Below are 16,263 nucleotides of genomic sequence, written 5' to 3' on the forward strand. Positions count from 1 at the left end.
CATCAAGTGTCACCTCGCGAGGCGAAGCAGCCGGTCAGATCTCGTAATCGAGCGGCGCGGGCTGGCCGTAGGCACCGGAGTGGTAGAGCAGGGGAACGCCGTCCGCGCCCACCTCACCTTCCACGACCTCCACGACCACCACGGCGTTGTTCTCGAAGGAGAGCCGCATCTGGACCTTGCCGATCAGCCAGCCGGCCACGTCATTGAGGATCGGCACCTCATGGGGTCCGAGCGCCCAGTGGTCGCCCTCGAAGCGGTTGCTGGTCCGGGCAAAGCGGTCAGCCAGCGCCTGGTTCTCCAGCCCCAGCATGTGGACGCCGACGTACGTGGCGTTGGCCACGGCCGGCCAGGAGCTGGACGTGCGGGCCATGTTGAACGTGAACCGGGGCGGCTTCGCCGACAACGAGGCCACGGAGGTTGCCGTAAAACCAAAGGGGACACCGTTGAGGTTGGCGGTAATAATGGCCACGCCGGCAGCATGCCGGCGGAACATTTCCTTGAAGGTTCCCTCGAAGGCTTGGTCCTCTGTGGCCACTGCGATCCATCTCCCTGCTGCACGTGTGTGATGTTCCTACCTGCCAGCGTATGGCGCCAGCGAACGGCGGCGGTACTTGTTTACCCGCAGGCGTCATCTGGAACGCCAACCCGGGGACGCCCGGTGTCAGGTGCCCGGTGTCAGGTGCCCGGCCGGCGGAAACCTTGTTAAGGTTTGTTGCATGACACAGCCCGCAGTGTACGGCCAGGTCCCGCAGGATGCCCCGCAGGACACTCCCCGGTTCCCGCCCCCGGGTTCCGGGCAGGACCCTGCGTCCGGCCGGCCGGTCCGCGAGGCCGGAGTCCGCGCCTCATCGTGGCGGCAGGCCGCCGTCATTGCCGCCGCCGGCATCCCGGTGGGGCTGCTCTGGTGGCTCCTGGCGCCCTCCGGGCTGAACCTGCTCTCGGGTGATCCGGAGCTGCGCAGCGGCGGCAACACGGAAGGGTGGCTGCCGCGGGACCTGGTGCTTGCGGGCCTGTTCCTGCTCGCCGGCTGTATTTCGGGCGCGGTCGCCTCAGGCAGCAAGCACAACGCGCCGTCCGGCCGGGACGTTGTCCTCGCCGTGGGTGCCGGCGCACTGGGCGCCCTCGGTGCCTGGGGGACCGGCGTGGCGTGTGGACTCTGGTGGGGAACGCCCGAAGACACCGCGGCCAGTGCCAGTACTGCCTTCTCACTGCGGTCCTTCGCCGTCCTCGCGATCTGGCCGGCCGCCGCCGCACTGACCATCTTCCTGAACACAGTCTTCAGCACACCGGCGCCGGAAGCCGACCCCGGGGCCTGACCCTGCGGCCTGACCACACGGCCGCTCAGCAGCCCCAGAACCGGCAGGCCCGACGTAACAGGCGCGGTACCCGCCGGGGCTGCCCGTAAAATGAAGAGGTGACCCCTTCAGCTGACAGCTCCGTGCCCGCCGCTACTGCGACCCCGGTTCCCGCCGACCTTAACTTCCGCACCGTCGACCTCCGCGGCCAGCGGCTGACCCTCCCGGGGCTCCGCGCCGCGGTGCCCCGGGCACAGGCCGGCACCATGGCTGATGCCGAGCACAAAGTCCTGGACATCATCGACGCCGTCCGCACCCGGGGTTTCGAAGCGCTCGGCGAGCTCGCCCGGACCTTCGACGGCGTGGAGCAGTCGCACCCCCGGGTCCCCGCCGACGCGCTGACGGCAGCCCTGGCCGGCCTCGATCCCGCCGTACGGGCGGCACTGGAAGAGTCCATCAGGCGCGCGCGGCTCTTCGCCAACGCCCAGCGGCCGGCGGACACCGACGTCGAGCTCGGCGAAGGCGCGGTGGTCAGCCAGAAATGGGTCCCCGTGGCGCGCGTGGGCCTCTACGTCCCCGGCGGCCTGGCGGTCTACCCTTCCTCCGTGATCATGAACGTCGTCCCGGCCCTCGCCGCGGGCGTCGAATCCATCGCCCTGGCATCGCCGCCGCAGAAGGACTTCGGCGGGCTCCCGCACCCCACGATCCTGGCCGCGGCGTGCCTGCTCGGAATCGACGAGGTCTACGCGATCGGCGGCGCCCAGGCCATCGCGGCCTTCGCCTACGGCATCCCCGCCGCGGAGAACCAGGCCGGACTGGACCCGGTGGACGTCGTCACCGGCCCGGGCAACGTCTTCGTCGCCACAGCGAAGCGCCTCGTCAAGGGCGTCGTCGGCATCGATTCCGAGGCCGGCACCACCGAGATCGCCATCCTGGCCGACGCCACGGCACAGCCGGACCTGGTCGCGGCTGACCTGATCAGCCAGGCCGAGCACGACCCCAAAGCGGCGTCCGTGCTGATCACGGATTCCGGGGACCTCGCCGCCGCCGTCCGGGTGGAACTGGAGCGCCAGGCGGCAGCGACCAAGCACAGTGCGCGGGTCCGCGAGGCCCTCTCAGGCCCGCAGTCCGGCGTCGTCCTGGTGGACAACCTGGACCAGGGCATTGCGGCGTGCAATGCCTACGCCGCCGAACACCTGGAAATCATGACGGCGGACGCGGCAGGCGTCGCGGGCCGGATCCGCAGCGCCGGGGCGATCTTTGTCGGGGACTACAGCCCCGTCAGCCTCGGCGACTACTGCGCCGGCTCCAACCACGTGCTGCCGACCAGCGGCACCGCAGCGTTCTCCTCGGGGCTGAACGTGACCACGTTCCTGCGCGCCATCCAGGTGGTCAACTACACCCGCGCCGCCCTGGCTGAGGTGAGCGGACACATCGTGAGCCTGTCCGGGGCGGAGGATCTGCCGGCGCACGGCGAGGCAGTCACGGCCCGCTTCCCGCAGGGCGCCTGACCACAACATGTAGTAATTACAGGCTTGTTATTCAGCTACATCCAGTCGTAAACTGATGGCGGGGCCAACCGCTCCGGCGAGTTTCGGGTGGTCGTCTCTGGATGACCTGCAGTTGGCCATCCGTGTGCGACAGGGGAGGAAACGACATGTATTGCCCGTTCTGCCGTAACCCTGATTCGCGGGTGGTGGACAGCCGGATCGCCGACGACGGTTCAGCCATCCGGCGCCGCCGGCAGTGTCCCGAGTGCGGCCGCCGTTTCACCACTGTCGAGACCACCAGCCTCACCGTGATCAAGCGGTCGGGTGTGGGCGAGCCGTTCAGCCGCAGCAAGGTCATCAACGGCGTCCGCAAGGCCTGCCAGGGCCGTCCCGTCACCGAGGATGACCTCGCGATGCTGGCCCAGGAGGTCGAAGAGGCCATCCGTGCCTCCGGCGCCGCGGAAATCGAAGCGCATGAAGTCGGCCTCGCCATCCTCAACCCGCTCCAGCGCCTCGACGAGGTCGCCTACCTGCGCTTCGCGAGCGTCTACCAGGGCTTTGAGTCCCTCGAGGACTTCGAAGCCGCCATTTCGCTGCTCCGGCATGAGGCCGAGACCAAGGGCCGCGAGGGCACGAGCCAGCAGAAGAGCCCGCTCTAGGACTGTTCCAGGGGCGCCGGCTCACAGACTCCGGTGGTGGCAGCTGAGGGGAAGCCGCGGCCACCACCGGCACCACATCAAAAGAGCTATCACTCCGGGTCGTTCCCAGCGTCCAGAACGACCCGGAGTGATAGCTCTTTTCGCTACTTGGCCAGCTTGTGCTTGAGCGCGATCTCGAGGGCTGCGCCGACGATGCCGGCTTCGTTCTTCAGCTCGGCCGGAACGATGGGTGTGCGCAGCTGCAGCCGCGGCAGGTATTCGTCGGCGCGCTTGGAGATGCCGCCGCCGATGATGAACAGTTCCGGGGAGAAGAGGAACTCCACGTGGGACAGGTAGCGCTGCAGCAGCACGCTGTACTCTTCCCAGCTCAGGCCGTCCCGCTCACGGGCCACCGCCGAGGCCTTGCTTTCGGCGTCGAATCCGTCAATTTCCAGGTGTCCGAGTTCGGCGTTGGGGACAAGCTTGCCGTCGAAGATGAAGGCGGAACCGATGCCGGTGCCGAGCGTGATGACCAGCACCGTGCCCTCCACGAATTCGCCGGCGCCGTAGCGTGCCTCCGCGAGGCCGGCGGCGTCGGCGTCGTTGATGACCTCCACGGGCCGGCCCAGGCGGTTGGTCAGCAGGGCGTCGATGTCCATTTCCAGCCAGGACTTGTCCACATTGGCGGCGGAGTGGACCACGCCGTGCTGGATGATGCCGGGGAAGGTGACGCCCACGGGAGAGTCGGGTGCCGGAGCGTCGGGCCGGGCGGACAGCCCGTCGACAACCTGGGCCACGACCTCGGCCACGGACTCGGGGGTCGAAGGCTTCGGGGTGGGGATGCGAATGCGGTCACCGACCAGTTTGCCCTTCTTCAGGTCCACGATGCCGCCCTTGATCCCGGTGCCGCCGATGTCGATGCCGATCAGCGGGGCGTTCTTCTTCGACTTCTCGTTCTTCGGGGCCAATGTGGGTCCGTTCGTGGCAGGGTGCGGGGCAGGAGGGGGGCAGGAGGGTGCGGCCCAGGGCCGACGGGCGAAGACCGGGATCTTCTGGTGGGGCGGAGCTCAGGGGAGCGTCAGGACTTCGGCGCCGGACTCCGTGACAAGCAGGGTGTGCTCGAACTGTGCGGTGCGTTTGCGGTCGCGGGTCACGACGGTCCAGTCATCGGCCCACATGTCCCAGTCCACGGTGCCGAGCGTCAGCATGGGTTCGATCGTGAAGACCATCCCGGCTTCCATGACGGTGTTGTAGGCGGGAGCGGCATCATAGTGCGGGATGATCAGGCCGGTGTGAAAAGCCTCGCCCACGCCGTGGCCGGTGAAATCGCGGACGACGCCGTAGCCGAAGCGCCGGGCGTAGGACTCGATGGTCCGGCCGATCACGTTGATTTCGCGGCCCGGGGCCACGGCGCGGATGGCGCGGTTCAGGGACTCCTGCGTGCGCTCGACGAGCAGCCGGGATTCCTCGTCGACGTCCCCGGCCAGGAAGGTGTAGTTGGTGTCGCCGTGCACGCCGGCTATGAAGGCCGTGATGTCGATGTTGATGATGTCCCCGTCCCGGACGACCGTGCTGTCGGGGATGCCGTGGCAGATGACTTCGTTCAACGACGAGCACAGGGACTTGGGAAAGCCGCGGTAGCCGAGGGTGGACGGATACGCCTGGTGGTCGAGCAGGAACTCGTGGCCCACCCGGTCCAGCTGGTCCGTGGTGACGCCGGGCTGGATATGCCTCCCGACCTCCACGATCGCCTGAGCGGCGATCCGGGAGGCGATCCGGATCTTCTCGATGGTCTCCGCCGATTTGACCTCGGAGCCGGTGAACTTGGCCGGTGCGGGCTTGCCCACGTATTCGGGACGCGGGATCGACGCCGGAACGGGAAGCTGCGGACTGACGGCTCCCGGGACCAGGGTGCCGGTGGGTGCAGTCGAGGCTAGAGAAGGCATACATTGATCATATAAGGCACGGCCGGAGGCAATAAACAACGGCCAAGAAATATCAGCTGAGGAGCATCCATGCCGGAGTACTGGTACAACGTCAACACGCACGAGGTTGAAGAGGACGCCTTGTCCGATTGGAGCCAGCTGATTGGCCCGTACAAGACGCGGGAAGAGGCTGAACACGCCCTTGAGAAGGTCAAGGCCCGCAATGAATCCTGGGAAAAGGGCAACGAGGACGACTAGGGCCGGTCACCACACTGGAGCTGGAGGTCGTGCGGGCAGTCCGCGGCGTGGGCGTCGCTCCCGGGGACTGGACTTTCTCACCCGGTGCGGATGAGTGAGCGCCGCTTGTGGCGGGCCATACTGGGAAAATGCCGACGAGCGATACGCGCACCTTTGGCGTCCGAGTCACCGACCTGGCTAGGCTGGCCGCGGCCTGGGCCGCCTCGACGGCAGCCCTCATCGTCACCGGCGCGCTGCTGCCGGGGTTCTCTGCATCCAGTTGGTGGGACTACGCCGCCGTGGCAGCAGCGGCCGGCGTCGTCGGTCTTGTCCTCCGCCCCGCGCTGGTGGAAATCTCGGCCAGGGCGGGCTGGCTGGCGGTGCTTCTGACCGCTGTTGTCGGTCAAGCCCTAATCATGTATCTCGCAATCCGCCTCGTGCCGGGCATTGAGTCGACGGCGTGGACCGCCCTCGCAGCAACCTGGATCAGTGCCGTCGTGGCCACCCTCATTTCGTGGGCCACCACGGCCGGCACTGATGACGGACTGATCACCTCCCTGGCCGGCAGGGCACGCCGGCAGAACACAGTCACTGACCCGGAGGTTGACGGCGTCCTGTTCGTGCAGCTTGACGGTGTCCCTTTCCCGGTGCTGCAGTGGGCCGTCCAGTCCGGCGCGGTACCGCATATCCGGCGCTGGCTGTCCTCGGGGGATTACACGTGCCGCGAGTGGACTCCGCAACTGCCATGCACCACCCCGGCCAGCCAGATGGGCATTCTGCATGGCACCGTTGACGGGATCCCCGCCTTCCGGTGGTACGACCGGGAGCTCAAACGGGTCCTGGTCGCCAACCGTCCGGCAGACGCCCGGGTGATCGAGGAAAAGCACAGCACCGGGCAAGGTCTGCTTTGCGACGACGGGGTCTCCATCTCGAACCTGTTCACCGGTGACGCACCCCGATCGCTCCTGACGATGAGCCGGGTGGAGGTCCGGCGCGGCTCCACTCAGACGCGCCGTGCGTTCGCCTGGTTCTTCACCTCACCGAACGGGTTCATGCGCAGCTTCACGCGGACCGTGGGGGAGGTCTTCAAGGAGCGGTGGCAGGCCCGACGGCAGGTCAAGCGTGACTTCGACCCCCGGGTGCACCGGGACTGGACCTTCGCCCTGCTCCGGGCAGTGACCAACAGCCTCCTTCGTGACCTGAACACGGCTCTGGTGGCCGAGGAATTGCGTCTCGGCACAAAGTGCATCTACGTCGACTATGTGGACTACGACGAGATCGCCCACCACGCAGGCGTATTCCGGCCTGAGTCGCTCGCCGCCCTGGATGGCCTGGACCGAACGCTGGGATCTCTGGCCCGGCTGGCCGGTTCCGCTCCCCGCCGCTACCGGCTGGTCGTCCTCTCGGACCACGGCCAGTCCCAGGGCACTCCCTTCGCCGACCGCTACGGACAGACGCTCGGTGATCTGTGTGCCGAACTCATGCAGGAACACGTTCAGACTGTGGACGCGTCCGTCGAAGGGCTGGGTCGCGCCGACTCCATTGCCGGCGACATCGCGGCCGGGGGGATGACCGGAAAGCTCGCCGCCCGCGCCAACGTGGGGCTGACCAAGGCACAGCAGACACCGGATCCCGGCAACGCCGCCGAGGATCCGGTGGTCGTGCTGGGCTCGGGCAACCTGGGCCTGGTCTACGTGCGGGGCGACCGGCGCTGGACGCTCGAGGGCCTCGAGACGAAGTGGCCTGCCCTGGTCCCCGGCCTGGCAGGACATCCCGGGATCGGGTTCGTCGCCGGCATCGATGAAGCCGGCCGGGAATGGGCGATCGGGAGCGGCGGTCGCCTCAACCTGACGAGCGGGGCGGTGGAGGGCACTGACCCGTTGGCAGGCTTCGGGTCGCACGCGGCGCGGGTGCTCCGACGTGCGCTGATGGACCCCGAGGCGCCGGATCTTTACGTCAACAGCATGGTCGATCCGGTGACCAACGACGTCGCGGCCTTCGAGGGCCTGGTCGGATCCCATGGGGGCCTCGGCGGCTGGCAGGACCGCGCCGTACTCCTCGGTCCCGCCGATCTCATGGCCGGTCTTCCCGAGCGGATCGAGGGTGCCGATGAGCTCCACCGGGTGTTGGTGGCGATGCTCGAGGCCTGTGGCCAGCGCGCCACGACGGCGTTCCCGCGGTGAGTCACGCGGTGCGCAACCAGCGGTGAGTGACAGGACCATTGCGGTGGGCCTGGCGCGCAGGCCAGGGCACGGACCCCCGGATCACCCTGGCGCGACCCATGACTGGCCGGGGGAGAGGACGACGGCCGTGCAGCCGGGAGCCTGCTCGGCCACGGCGTCCGCAAACCGGAGCCCGGGCAGCTCGAGCCAGCTCCGTGCAAAGTGTGTGACGAAGGGCGGGTGCAGCGTTCCCCAGTGCACCGGCAGGGCGAACCGCGCGCCGCTCAGTGCGACTGCCCGGGCGGCGGTCTCGGGGGACAGGTGTCCTGCAGAGAGCCGCGGTCCCCACCCCCAGACCGGCACCACGGCGATATCGATGGGGCCGCCCGCCATGGCGGGAAGCCCGGCCATCTCCGGAAACAACCCCGTGTCACCCGCGATCCATGCGGTCCCCGACGGACCGCGGACCAGTTGGCCATGGGCGTCGTTGGGACGGTGCGGCATCGGGCGGTGATGATGCTCCGCAGGGACCTGGCGTATCTCGACGCCGCGGCCGACCGGGGTCCAGCCGTCCCCCAGGGCGACGGTGTTCAGCAATGTGCGACCGCGCAGCCACGCGGCGTTCGCCGGGGCACTCATCAGGGTAGACCCGGGGAGCATACGGAGGGAGCGCAGCTCGGCGTGGTCGTGGTGCAGGTGGGAGAGGAGCACGACGTCGGGCCGGCTCCACGACGCCGGGTCCGGACGGGGTGCCAGCCGCCGCAGCAGCCCGGCATGAGGGCGAAGCAGTGGGTCAGTCAGGACCCGAACCCCGTCGAGATCCAGGACCACCGAGGAGTGACCCAGCCAGGTGAGTCTCATGCCGGGACCTGCGTCATTCCGTCTCGTCCTCCACGACGGCGATCGCGAATCCAGGCGCTTCGGTGATGTTGATCGCAGCCGACATCGTCCGGGCCGTTCCTATGATGGGGGCCACGGCCACGAGCACGTTTTGAACATCCTTGGCCGTAACCCCTGACTCGACCGCGGGGCCCATATGGGCAAGGTAGGAGATGGGCCGGGCATCGACGGCGGCCAGGGCGGCGATGCGAATCATCAGCAGCGCATCAGCCGGCAGGCCGGAGCGTCCCAGGGCGGCGTCAGTAATGGCGCCGATGGTCTCCAGAACCGGGTTCTCACTCTGAGCGGACATAGTCGATCTCCTTCACGAGGGTTGTCATGGCAGCCCCAGGTGGGGCTGGCCGGTCATGCACCGCAATGAGAGCGCCCCGCCCCGGGCGAAGCCCGTCATCTCCGGTCAGGCCATGGCCTTTGCCTTGAGGGAATCAAACTCGGTCTGGCTGATTGCTCCGGAGTCGAGCAGGGTCTTGGCATCGGCGATCTGGCTGGCCGGGCTGGCCGACTTGCCTGCCACCTGCTGGATGTACTCCTGCTGGGCGGCCTGTTGTTCGGCCAGGGCGGCCATCTGCCGCTCGGTCATGCTGCGGCCCCGGGCGATCAGATAGATGATTGCGCCAAGCCAGGGCACGAAGACCAGCAGCATCACCCAGCCGGCTTTACCCCAGCCGCTCATGGTGCGGTCACCGAACAAGTCAAACAGGCAGCGGAACCAGATCATCAGGGCGGAGATCCAGATGAAGAACCAGAAGCTCCACAGCAGGATGTCCCAGAAGTCAGTCGAAATCGAGTACATGGCTACTCCTCCACTAGTGCCCGCCGGTGTCTGGCCCGTCGCGTCTCACACGAATCCGTTGGGGACGGCGGAACATTTGCTGGGACCTGATGCAGGCCCTTAAGGCCAGCCTGCCCGGACGGGCGGAACACCGCATCGTTCGTTAAGGATGAGGTGGCCCCGCAAACCCGCGGCGGCGCAATGGCAGGTCAGCCTGCGGCGGCCGCCTAAAAGGAGTGCTCGGGGCCGGGGAACTGGCCGGAGCGCACGTCCTCGCCGTAGGCCTTCGCGGCGTCGCTGAGTGAGGTGCGCAGGTCCGCGTACTGCTTGACGAACTTGGCCATCCTGCCGCCACGCAGGCCCGCCATGTCCTGCCACACCAGCACCTGGCCGGTGGTCGCGTTGCCGGCGCCGATGCCGATGGTGGGCACGCCGACGGCGGCGTCCACGGCAGCCGCCGTCGACGCCGGAACCATTTCCATCAGGACGCAGAACGCGCCTGCGTCGGCGAGGGCGACGGCGTCGTCGATCAGCCGCTGGGCGTCGTCGCCGCGGCCCTGCACCCGGTAGCCGCCGAGGGCGTGCTCGCTTTGCGGGGTGAAACCGATATGCGCCATCACCGGAATACCGGCCTGGACCATGGCCCGGACGGTCTCGGCATAGAACTTCCCGCCCTCGATCTTGACCGCATGGGCGAGTCCTTCCTTGAGGAACCGGACGCCGGTGGCCACCGCCTGCTGGGCGGAGACCTCGTAGCTGCCAAAGGGAAGGTCAGCCACGACGAGGGCGCGTTTGGCCGATCGGGTGACGGCGCGGCACAGGGGGAGCAGTTCATCCACGGTGACCGGCAGGCTGGTTTCGTTGCCGAAGACATTGTTGGAGGCAGAGTCGCCCACGAGGAGGACCTCGATGCCGGCCTGGTCGAAGATTTCCGCCGTGTACTGGTCGTACGCGGTCAGCATGGCAAAGCGCTCACCGCTGAGCTTGGCCTGATGCAGATGGTGGGTGCGGATCTTCGCCACCGGCTTCCGGGCGCTGGGTTCCGCCGTCGAGCCCGCCGTCGAGCCCGCGGCCGGGCCGGCGCCATAGGGGGCGGCTAGTTCTGCGGGCATGCTGGAATCGGGGCTTGTGCTTGAGGCCATGGCACGAGCGTAGTGCGATACCGCGCGTCCTAGCCAACGGCCTCCAGCCAGTGGGCGCGTGAATCACATCACACGGTCGCCGGAAGGGCGACCTGGGGCGGGCCGGGAGCGTCGAATTCGGGGCTCCCGGTGTCAAACGCTGTGTTACGCGGGGCAGCCGGGCCAGCAATCGGTTGCAATGATTAGTAAAGTGAACGGTGAGCAGCTGCGGGATCCATGCACGACGGGCCTGGGGCACGGACGAAAGAACCGGAAAGAGGCCAGTATGGACCGCCAGCAAGAGTTTGTCCTGCGGACGATCGAAGAGCGCGACGTACGGTTTGTGCGGCTGTGGTTCACCGACGTCGTGGGATCGCTGAAGTCCGTGGCGCTGGCCCCGGCCGAAGTGGAAGGTGCGTTCGAGGAGGGCCTGGGCTTCGACGGCTCCGCCATCGAGGGCCTTGCCCGCGTTTTCGAATCTGACATGCTGGCCCAGCCGGACCCCGCCACCTTCCAGATCCTGCCCTGGCGCGGCGAGACGGAAGCGACGTCCCGGATGTTCTGCGACATCCTGACTCCCGACGGCGAACCGTCCGCTGCTGATCCGCGCAACGTCCTCAAGCGCAACCTGGCCAAGGCCGCGGACATGGGCTTCACCTGCTACACGCACCCCGAAATCGAGTTCTACCTGCTCAAGTCCCAGCACCCGGGTCCGGACGGTGCCCCCGTCCCGGTGGATGAGGGCGGCTACTTCGACCACGTCCCGGGCGGTGTGGCGCAGGATTTCCGCCGCACGGCCGTGACCATGCTGGAATCGGTCGGCATCTCCGTTGAGTTCAGCCACCACGAGGCCGGCCCCGGCCAGAACGAGATCGACCTGCGCTACGCGGATGCCCTGCAGACCGCGGACAACATCATGACGTTCCGCACGGTGATCAAAGAGGTTGCGCTCCAGCAGGGCACGTACGCCACCTTCATGCCGAAACCGTTCACGGACCACCCGGGATCCGGCATGCACACCCACTTCTCGCTCTTCGAAGGTGACACAAATGCCTTCTACGAGGCAGGAGCGGAGTTCCAGCTGTCGGAGACGGCCCGGCAGTTCATCGCCGGCATTCTTAAGCACGCCCCGGAATTCACCGCGGTCACCAACCAGTTCGTGAACTCCTACAAGCGGCTCTGGGGCGGGGGAGAAGCACCCAGCTACCTCAGCTGGGGCCACAACAACCGCTCCGCCCTGGTCCGCGTTCCGCTGTACAAGCCCGGCAAGGGCCAGTCCGCGCGGATCGAGTACCGCGGCATCGACTCGGCAGCCAACCCCTACCTCGCCTACGCCGTGCTGCTGGGCGCCGGGCTCAAGGGCATCGAGGAGGGCTACCAGCTTCCCGCCGCCGCCGAGGACGACATCTGGTCGCTGAGCTCGGCCGAGCGCCGTGCGATGGGCCACGACCCGCTCCCGGCCAGCCTGCACGAGGCCGTCCGCTCGATGGAGGACTCCGAACTCATGCCGCAGATCCTGGGTGAGCAGGTGTTCGAAAACTTCCTTCGCAACAAGCGTGCCGAGTGGCAGGACTACCGTCTCCAGGTCACGCCCTACGAGCTGCAACGCAACCTCGGCATCCTCTAGGCGGCCCCGGTGAGCCTGGCACGACGCCTCATTGCCGCCGGTTTCAGCGACCTGGAGAACGGCGCACGCTGGCTGGCCGCCCCGGAACTGGAGGGCCTGGATCAGGACATCCTCCTCTCCGGGCTGCAGCTGGCCGCGAACCCCGATACGGCGCTGCAGTCGCTGGTCCGGCTGATCGAAAAGCACCCGGACCTGCGGAAGCTGGCGGTCGCGGAAACGGAACGCAGCGAACCCCTGTACCGGGTGCTGGGCGCCTCTGAAGCGCTGGGTGAGTTCCTGATCCGCCACCCTGAGCACCTTGATGCCTTCGAGGTGACCGCCAGCCCGGAACCGCGGGCCGCGGACGCCGCAGAACTGCGCGCCCGGCTGCTTCGTTCCGTGCATGCCGATCCGAAATCCGCCCGACCGGTCGCGGCGGTGACCGGGCAGGAAGGCTACGTGGCGCTCCGCACGGAGTACCGGCGCGGCCTCGTCGAGCTCGCCGTCAAGGACCTGTGCGCCGCCGATCCGCTGGACTTCATGCCCGCCGCCGGCGCGGAACTGGCGGATCTCGCCGGCGCCGCGATCGAGGCTGCCCTGGCCGTCTCGCGGGCCGAGGCTGCCGAGCACTTCAGCGCCGCCGAGGTGGCCGACGTCGCGCTGGCGGTCATCGGCATGGGCAAGTGCGGTGCCCGCGAACTCAACTACATTTCCGACGTCGACGTGATCTACGTGATCGAGTCCGGCGAGCTCGACGATTCGCGCGCCAACACCATCGGCACGGCCCTGGCCTCCGGCATTTCCCGGGCCATCATGTCAATCGGCCGCGAACCCGGGCTGTGGGAAGTGGACGCCAACCTGCGCCCGGAGGGCAAGTCCGGGCCGCTGGTCAGGACCCTGGCCTCGCACGAGAGCTACTACGCCCGCTGGGCCGAGAGCTGGGAATTCCAGGCCCTGCTCAAGGCCCGGACCATCGCCGGGGACACCGGGCTCGGCGCCCGCTACGAAGCCGCCGTCGCGCCGCTGATCTGGTCCTCCGCGGGCCGGGAAGGGTTCGTGGAGTCCGTCCGCTCGATGCGCCGCCGCGTCACCGAACACATCCCCGCCGAGGAGGAGCAGCGGCAGATCAAGCTGGGCCGGGGAGGCCTGCGCGACGTCGAATTCACCGTCCAGCTGCTGCAGCTGGTGCACGGCAAAGCCGACGAGACGCTGCGCTGCCGCGACACCACCTCGGCCATCGCCGCGTTGTCCGCGGGCGGATACATCGGCCGCTCCGATGCTGCCGAGTTCGACCGCGACTACCGCTACCTCCGGCTGCTCGAACACCGCGTCCAGCTCTTCCAGATGCGCCGTACCCACCTCATGCCGGTCAAGGAAGCCACGCTGCGGGCCCTCGGCAAGTCCGTGCTCGGGCCCTTCTCCAGCGAACGGCCCAAACCCGACGCCCTGGTCGAGGCCTGGCGCAAGACCAAACGCTCCGTCCGTGAGCTGCACGAACGCATCTTTTACCGCCCGCTGCTCAACACTGCGGCGGCGCTCAGCAGCGAGGAAGCCAGGCTTAGCCCGGAAGCTGCGCAGGGGCGACTCGCCGCCCTGGGCTACCTCGATCCGTCCGGCGCCATGCGCCACATCGAAGCCCTCACCGGCGGAGTCAGCCGGCGCGCCGCGCTTCAGCGCCAGCTCCTGCCGGTCCTGCTCGGATGGTTCGCGGAGGGCGTGGACCCCGACGCCGGCCTGCTGGCCTTCCGGCGGGTCAGCGAAGCACTCGGCACCACACACTGGTATCTGGGCTTGCTCCGGGACTCGACGGCGGCGGCCGAGCGGCTCTGCCATGTGCTGTCCAACTCCCGCCTGATCGCCGACCTGCTGGAAGTCTCACCCGAATCCGTGGCCTGGCTGGGCTCGGACAAGGATCTGGTGCCGTTAACCTTCGAGGCGCAGTGGCTTGAGATCGCCTCGAAGATGTCCCGGCACGCGGAGCCCGAAAGCGCGATGCGCCTCATCCGGCTGATCCGGCGCCGCGAGATCCTGCGGATTGCGATCGCGGACAGCGCGGGTCTGCTGGACCAGGACCAGGTCGGGGCGGCGCTGGCCGACACTGACCGGGCCGCGGTATTGGGCGCACTGCGTGTTGCGGAAACCGTGGTCACCGCAGACGAGGCGCTCAAGACCCATGTGCTGGTGGTCGCCATGGGGCGGCAGGGCGGCCGGGAGATCGGCTACGGCTCGGACGCGGACGTCATGTACGTGCACCGCGGGCTTCCCGGAGTCCCGGAGGATGAGGCCCAGCAGCAGGCCCTGCAGATCGTCAGCAGGCTCTCCAACCTGCTGACCCAGCCGCTCAAGCCCGCCATCCTCGCCGAGCGTGTGCTGATGGTGGACGCCGACCTGCGGCCGGAGGGCAAGAGCGGGCCGATGGTGCGGTCGCTGGAGTCCTACGCCGAGTATTACCGCCGGTGGTCGCTCGTGTGGGAGGCGCAGGCGCTGCTGCGTGCCCGCCCGATGGCCGGCGACGACGGGCTGGCCGCCGGGTTCGTGGCGCTGATCAACACGATCCGCTACCCCGAGTCGCTCTCCGAGCAGGACACGCGCGAGGTCCGGCGCGTCAAGGCCCGGGTGGAAGCGGAGCGGCTGCCCCGCGGCGCGGATCCGGCCCGGCACCTGAAGCTGGGCCGCGGGGGCCTGAGCGACGTCGAATGGCTTGCCCAGCTGCTCCAGCTGCAGCATGCCGGAGCGCACCCCGGGCTGCGGACCACCTCCACCGTCGAGGCGCTCGAGGCGGCCGCCGCCGTAGGGCTCCTCGACGCAGGGGACGTGGTGATCCTGCTCCGCGCCTGGCGGCTGGCGAGCCGGATCCGGTCGGCCAACGTGATCTGGACCGGCCGGGCCTCGGATGTGCTGCCGTCCTCCCGCCGGGACCTGGAGGCGGTGGCCCGCTGGTGCGGCTACGGGCTGGGCAACGCCGCGGCCCTCGAGGAGGACTACCTGCGGCTCAGCCGCCGGGCCCGCAGCGTGTTCGAGCGGGTTTTCTACGGCCAGTAACGTTGTCCGCCGGGGTCAGGCAGTGCCCGTCAGGGGCTGGCACAGGCCTGGCGCCGGTGCTACTTTTGGGCCATGGCCAAGCAAATGTTCCTGAATCTCCCCGTGCGGGACCTCGACACATCGGTCGGATTCTTCACCGCGCTGGGGTTTTCCTTCAATCCCGACTTCACTGATGAGAACGCCACCTGCATGATCATCAACGAGGACGCGTTTGTGATGCTGCTGGTGGAGAACTACTTCAAGACCTTCACGTCCAAACCCGTCGCTGACGCCCGCAGCACGACCGAGGCGATCATGTCCTTTTCCCTGGACAGCCGCGAAGCTGTGGACGAACTGGTCAGGACGGCCCTCACCGCCGGCGGGACCCCGTCCGAGGAAGCCCAGGACTACGGCTTTATGTACACCCACAGCTTCCAGGACCCGGACGGCCATCTGTGGGAAGTTTTCTGGATGGACCCGGCCGGACCGCCCAAGGACGCGGCACTCTGAGCTGACCGAGGCACCGGAGGCGGGCGCCCGCCCGCGTGGGTAGGCTTCTTACATGGCTGAACACGTGTGGCTGCTGCCGCTGAAGGACCTCGACGACGACGCGCGCGCCATCAAGCTGGGGGAGATTGCCGAACTCGACGTCGCAGCAGACCAGCGGAGGTTCGTCGGCGAGCCGCTGCGGATGGTCCTGATCGGGCTGGAAGAGGACTCCCGGCACCCCCTTGCGATAGATGCTAACGGATCCGCTGTCGGGGTCCTGACGCTGCAGACCGGAGCCGCGACCCTGGCCGGCTGGGCGGATGACGACTCGGTCTGGCTGCTGCGTGGTTTCCTGATCGACCGCAGGCAGCAGGGCAAGGGCCTGGGCACGCTGGCAGCGGAGGCCGCCGTGCGGGCCGCCGGGAAAATGACGGCAGCCCTCGGCGGCGGTCAGGCCGGCGTCGTGCTCTCGGTCAACGAACAAAACCCCGCCGGGCAGGCAGCCTACCGGAAGGCCGGGTTCGAAGACCGCGGCCAGTATCTGGGCGGCGACGCCGGCCCGCAGCGGACCCTGTACCGGCCGTTCTGATCCGCCGTTCTGATCCGC

16 protein-coding genes are annotated in these 16,263 nt (G+C 68.3%); 9 read left to right on the forward strand and 7 right to left on the reverse strand.

What is annotated here, in order from left to right; translation table 11 throughout:
* Positions 1 to 34: 34 nt before the first annotated feature.
* The gene (locus tag ACZYX4_RS10815; protein ID WP_463875855.1) at positions 35 to 493 is read right to left on the reverse strand and encodes a flavin reductase family protein; all 459 of its coding nucleotides are present in this window, start codon (positions 491 to 493) and stop codon (positions 35 to 37) included.
* A 223-nt stretch (positions 494 to 716) separates the two neighbouring features.
* Here ACZYX4_RS10815 and ACZYX4_RS10820 point away from each other — a divergent pair, with 223 nt between their 5' ends.
* From ACZYX4_RS10820 to nrdR, 3 genes are all read left to right on the forward strand, one after another.
* A complete protein-coding gene (locus ACZYX4_RS10820; protein WP_463875693.1) occupies positions 717 to 1,316 on the forward strand; it encodes a hypothetical protein in 600 nt (199 codons plus the stop codon).
* A 98-nt stretch (positions 1,317 to 1,414) separates the two neighbouring features.
* A complete protein-coding gene (gene hisD / locus ACZYX4_RS10825) occupies positions 1,415 to 2,806 on the forward strand; it encodes a histidinol dehydrogenase (protein WP_463875694.1) in 1,392 nt (463 codons plus the stop codon).
* Positions 2,807 to 2,952: 146 nt separating this feature from the next.
* Positions 2,953 to 3,444, forward strand: coding sequence for a transcriptional regulator NrdR (nrdR, locus tag ACZYX4_RS10830; protein WP_463875695.1), 492 nt, complete (start codon positions 2,953 to 2,955; stop codon positions 3,442 to 3,444).
* 143 nt (positions 3,445 to 3,587) lie between these two features.
* Here nrdR and ppgK read toward each other — a convergent pair whose 3' ends face one another.
* Positions 3,588 to 4,391 carry a polyphosphate--glucose phosphotransferase gene (ppgK, locus tag ACZYX4_RS10835; RefSeq protein ID WP_463875697.1) on the reverse strand — a complete coding sequence of 268 codons (804 nt, stop codon included), beginning with the start codon at positions 4,389 to 4,391 and terminating at the stop codon, positions 3,588 to 3,590.
* A gap of 99 nt (positions 4,392 to 4,490) precedes the next feature.
* Entirely contained in the window at positions 4,491 to 5,369 is an 879-nt protein-coding gene (gene map / locus ACZYX4_RS10840) for a type I methionyl aminopeptidase (protein ID WP_463875698.1), read from the reverse strand.
* Between the two features lie 69 nt (positions 5,370 to 5,438).
* Between map and ACZYX4_RS10845 the strand changes: the two genes are divergently transcribed.
* Together ACZYX4_RS10845 and ACZYX4_RS10850 are read left to right on the forward strand one after the other, a co-directional pair.
* Entirely contained in the window at positions 5,439 to 5,606 is a 168-nt protein-coding gene (locus tag ACZYX4_RS10845; protein WP_463875700.1) for an SPOR domain-containing protein, read from the forward strand.
* 128 nt (positions 5,607 to 5,734) lie between these two features.
* Positions 5,735 to 7,768, forward strand: a complete 2,034-nt coding sequence (locus tag ACZYX4_RS10850) for an alkaline phosphatase family protein (RefSeq protein ID WP_463875702.1) — start codon at positions 5,735 to 5,737, stop codon at positions 7,766 to 7,768.
* Between the two features lie 81 nt (positions 7,769 to 7,849).
* Here ACZYX4_RS10850 and ACZYX4_RS10855 read toward each other — a convergent pair whose 3' ends face one another.
* From ACZYX4_RS10855 to panB, 4 genes are all read right to left on the reverse strand, one after another.
* Positions 7,850 to 8,608 carry an MBL fold metallo-hydrolase gene (locus ACZYX4_RS10855; protein ID WP_463875704.1) on the reverse strand — a complete coding sequence of 253 codons (759 nt, stop codon included), beginning with the start codon at positions 8,606 to 8,608 and terminating at the stop codon, positions 7,850 to 7,852.
* Positions 8,609 to 8,621: 13 nt separating this feature from the next.
* Positions 8,622 to 8,939, reverse strand: coding sequence for a carboxymuconolactone decarboxylase family protein (locus tag ACZYX4_RS10860; protein WP_463875706.1), 318 nt, complete (start codon positions 8,937 to 8,939; stop codon positions 8,622 to 8,624).
* A 105-nt stretch (positions 8,940 to 9,044) separates the two neighbouring features.
* The gene (locus ACZYX4_RS10865) at positions 9,045 to 9,440 is read right to left on the reverse strand and encodes an SHOCT domain-containing protein (RefSeq protein ID WP_463875708.1); all 396 of its coding nucleotides are present in this window, start codon (positions 9,438 to 9,440) and stop codon (positions 9,045 to 9,047) included.
* Between the two features lie 206 nt (positions 9,441 to 9,646).
* A complete protein-coding gene (gene panB, locus ACZYX4_RS10870; protein ID WP_463875710.1) occupies positions 9,647 to 10,561 on the reverse strand; it encodes a 3-methyl-2-oxobutanoate hydroxymethyltransferase in 915 nt (304 codons plus the stop codon).
* A 265-nt stretch (positions 10,562 to 10,826) separates the two neighbouring features.
* On the opposite strand from panB, the gene glnA reads away from it, so the two are divergent.
* The 4 genes from glnA to ACZYX4_RS10890 all read left to right on the forward strand — a co-directional run bounded on the left by glnA (position 10,827) and on the right by ACZYX4_RS10890 (position 16,245).
* Positions 10,827 to 12,167, forward strand: a complete 1,341-nt coding sequence (glnA, locus tag ACZYX4_RS10875) for a type I glutamate--ammonia ligase (RefSeq protein WP_463875712.1) — start codon at positions 10,827 to 10,829, stop codon at positions 12,165 to 12,167.
* A gap of 9 nt (positions 12,168 to 12,176) precedes the next feature.
* Positions 12,177 to 15,188 (forward strand): bifunctional [glutamine synthetase] adenylyltransferase/[glutamine synthetase]-adenylyl-L-tyrosine phosphorylase, encoded by a 3,012-nt coding sequence (locus tag ACZYX4_RS10880; protein ID WP_463875714.1) that lies wholly within the window; start codon positions 12,177 to 12,179, stop codon positions 15,186 to 15,188.
* Between the two features lie 72 nt (positions 15,189 to 15,260).
* Complete coding sequence (locus ACZYX4_RS10885; protein WP_463875716.1) at positions 15,261 to 15,677, forward strand: VOC family protein; 417 nt, start codon at positions 15,261 to 15,263, stop codon at positions 15,675 to 15,677.
* A 52-nt stretch (positions 15,678 to 15,729) separates the two neighbouring features.
* Complete coding sequence (locus ACZYX4_RS10890) at positions 15,730 to 16,245, forward strand: GNAT family N-acetyltransferase (protein WP_463875718.1); 516 nt, start codon at positions 15,730 to 15,732, stop codon at positions 16,243 to 16,245.
* The last annotated feature ends 18 nt before the right edge of the window (positions 16,246 to 16,263 follow it).

The organism is Pseudarthrobacter leeuwenhoeki, assembly GCF_055412885.1.

What these genes read in the sequence shown, in the direction of transcription:
- ACZYX4_RS10850 (WP_463875702.1), top strand. Translation starts at nt 5,735, where the DNA reads ATGCCGACGAGCGATACGCGCACCTTTGGCGTCCGAGTCACCGACCTG.
- map (WP_463875698.1), bottom strand. Translation starts at nt 5,369, where the DNA reads ATGCCTTCTCTAGCCTCGACTGCACCCACCGGCACCCTGGTCCCGGGA.
- nrdR (WP_463875695.1), top strand. Translation starts at nt 2,953, where the DNA reads ATGTATTGCCCGTTCTGCCGTAACCCTGATTCGCGGGTGGTGGACAGC.
- ACZYX4_RS10865 (WP_463875708.1), bottom strand. Translation starts at nt 9,440, where the DNA reads ATGTACTCGATTTCGACTGACTTCTGGGACATCCTGCTGTGGAGCTTC.
- ACZYX4_RS10820 (WP_463875693.1), top strand. Translation starts at nt 717, where the DNA reads ATGACACAGCCCGCAGTGTACGGCCAGGTCCCGCAGGATGCCCCGCAG.
- panB (WP_463875710.1), bottom strand. Translation starts at nt 10,561, where the DNA reads ATGGCCTCAAGCACAAGCCCCGATTCCAGCATGCCCGCAGAACTAGCC.
- ACZYX4_RS10860 (WP_463875706.1), bottom strand. Translation starts at nt 8,939, where the DNA reads ATGTCCGCTCAGAGTGAGAACCCGGTTCTGGAGACCATCGGCGCCATT.
- ACZYX4_RS10885 (WP_463875716.1), top strand. Translation starts at nt 15,261, where the DNA reads ATGGCCAAGCAAATGTTCCTGAATCTCCCCGTGCGGGACCTCGACACA.
- ACZYX4_RS10845 (WP_463875700.1), top strand. Translation starts at nt 5,439, where the DNA reads ATGCCGGAGTACTGGTACAACGTCAACACGCACGAGGTTGAAGAGGAC.
- glnA (WP_463875712.1), top strand. Translation starts at nt 10,827, where the DNA reads ATGGACCGCCAGCAAGAGTTTGTCCTGCGGACGATCGAAGAGCGCGAC.
- ACZYX4_RS10890 (WP_463875718.1), top strand. Translation starts at nt 15,730, where the DNA reads ATGGCTGAACACGTGTGGCTGCTGCCGCTGAAGGACCTCGACGACGAC.
- ACZYX4_RS10815 (WP_463875855.1), bottom strand. Translation starts at nt 493, where the DNA reads ATGTTCCGCCGGCATGCTGCCGGCGTGGCCATTATTACCGCCAACCTC.
- ACZYX4_RS10855 (WP_463875704.1), bottom strand. Translation starts at nt 8,608, where the DNA reads ATGAGACTCACCTGGCTGGGTCACTCCTCGGTGGTCCTGGATCTCGAC.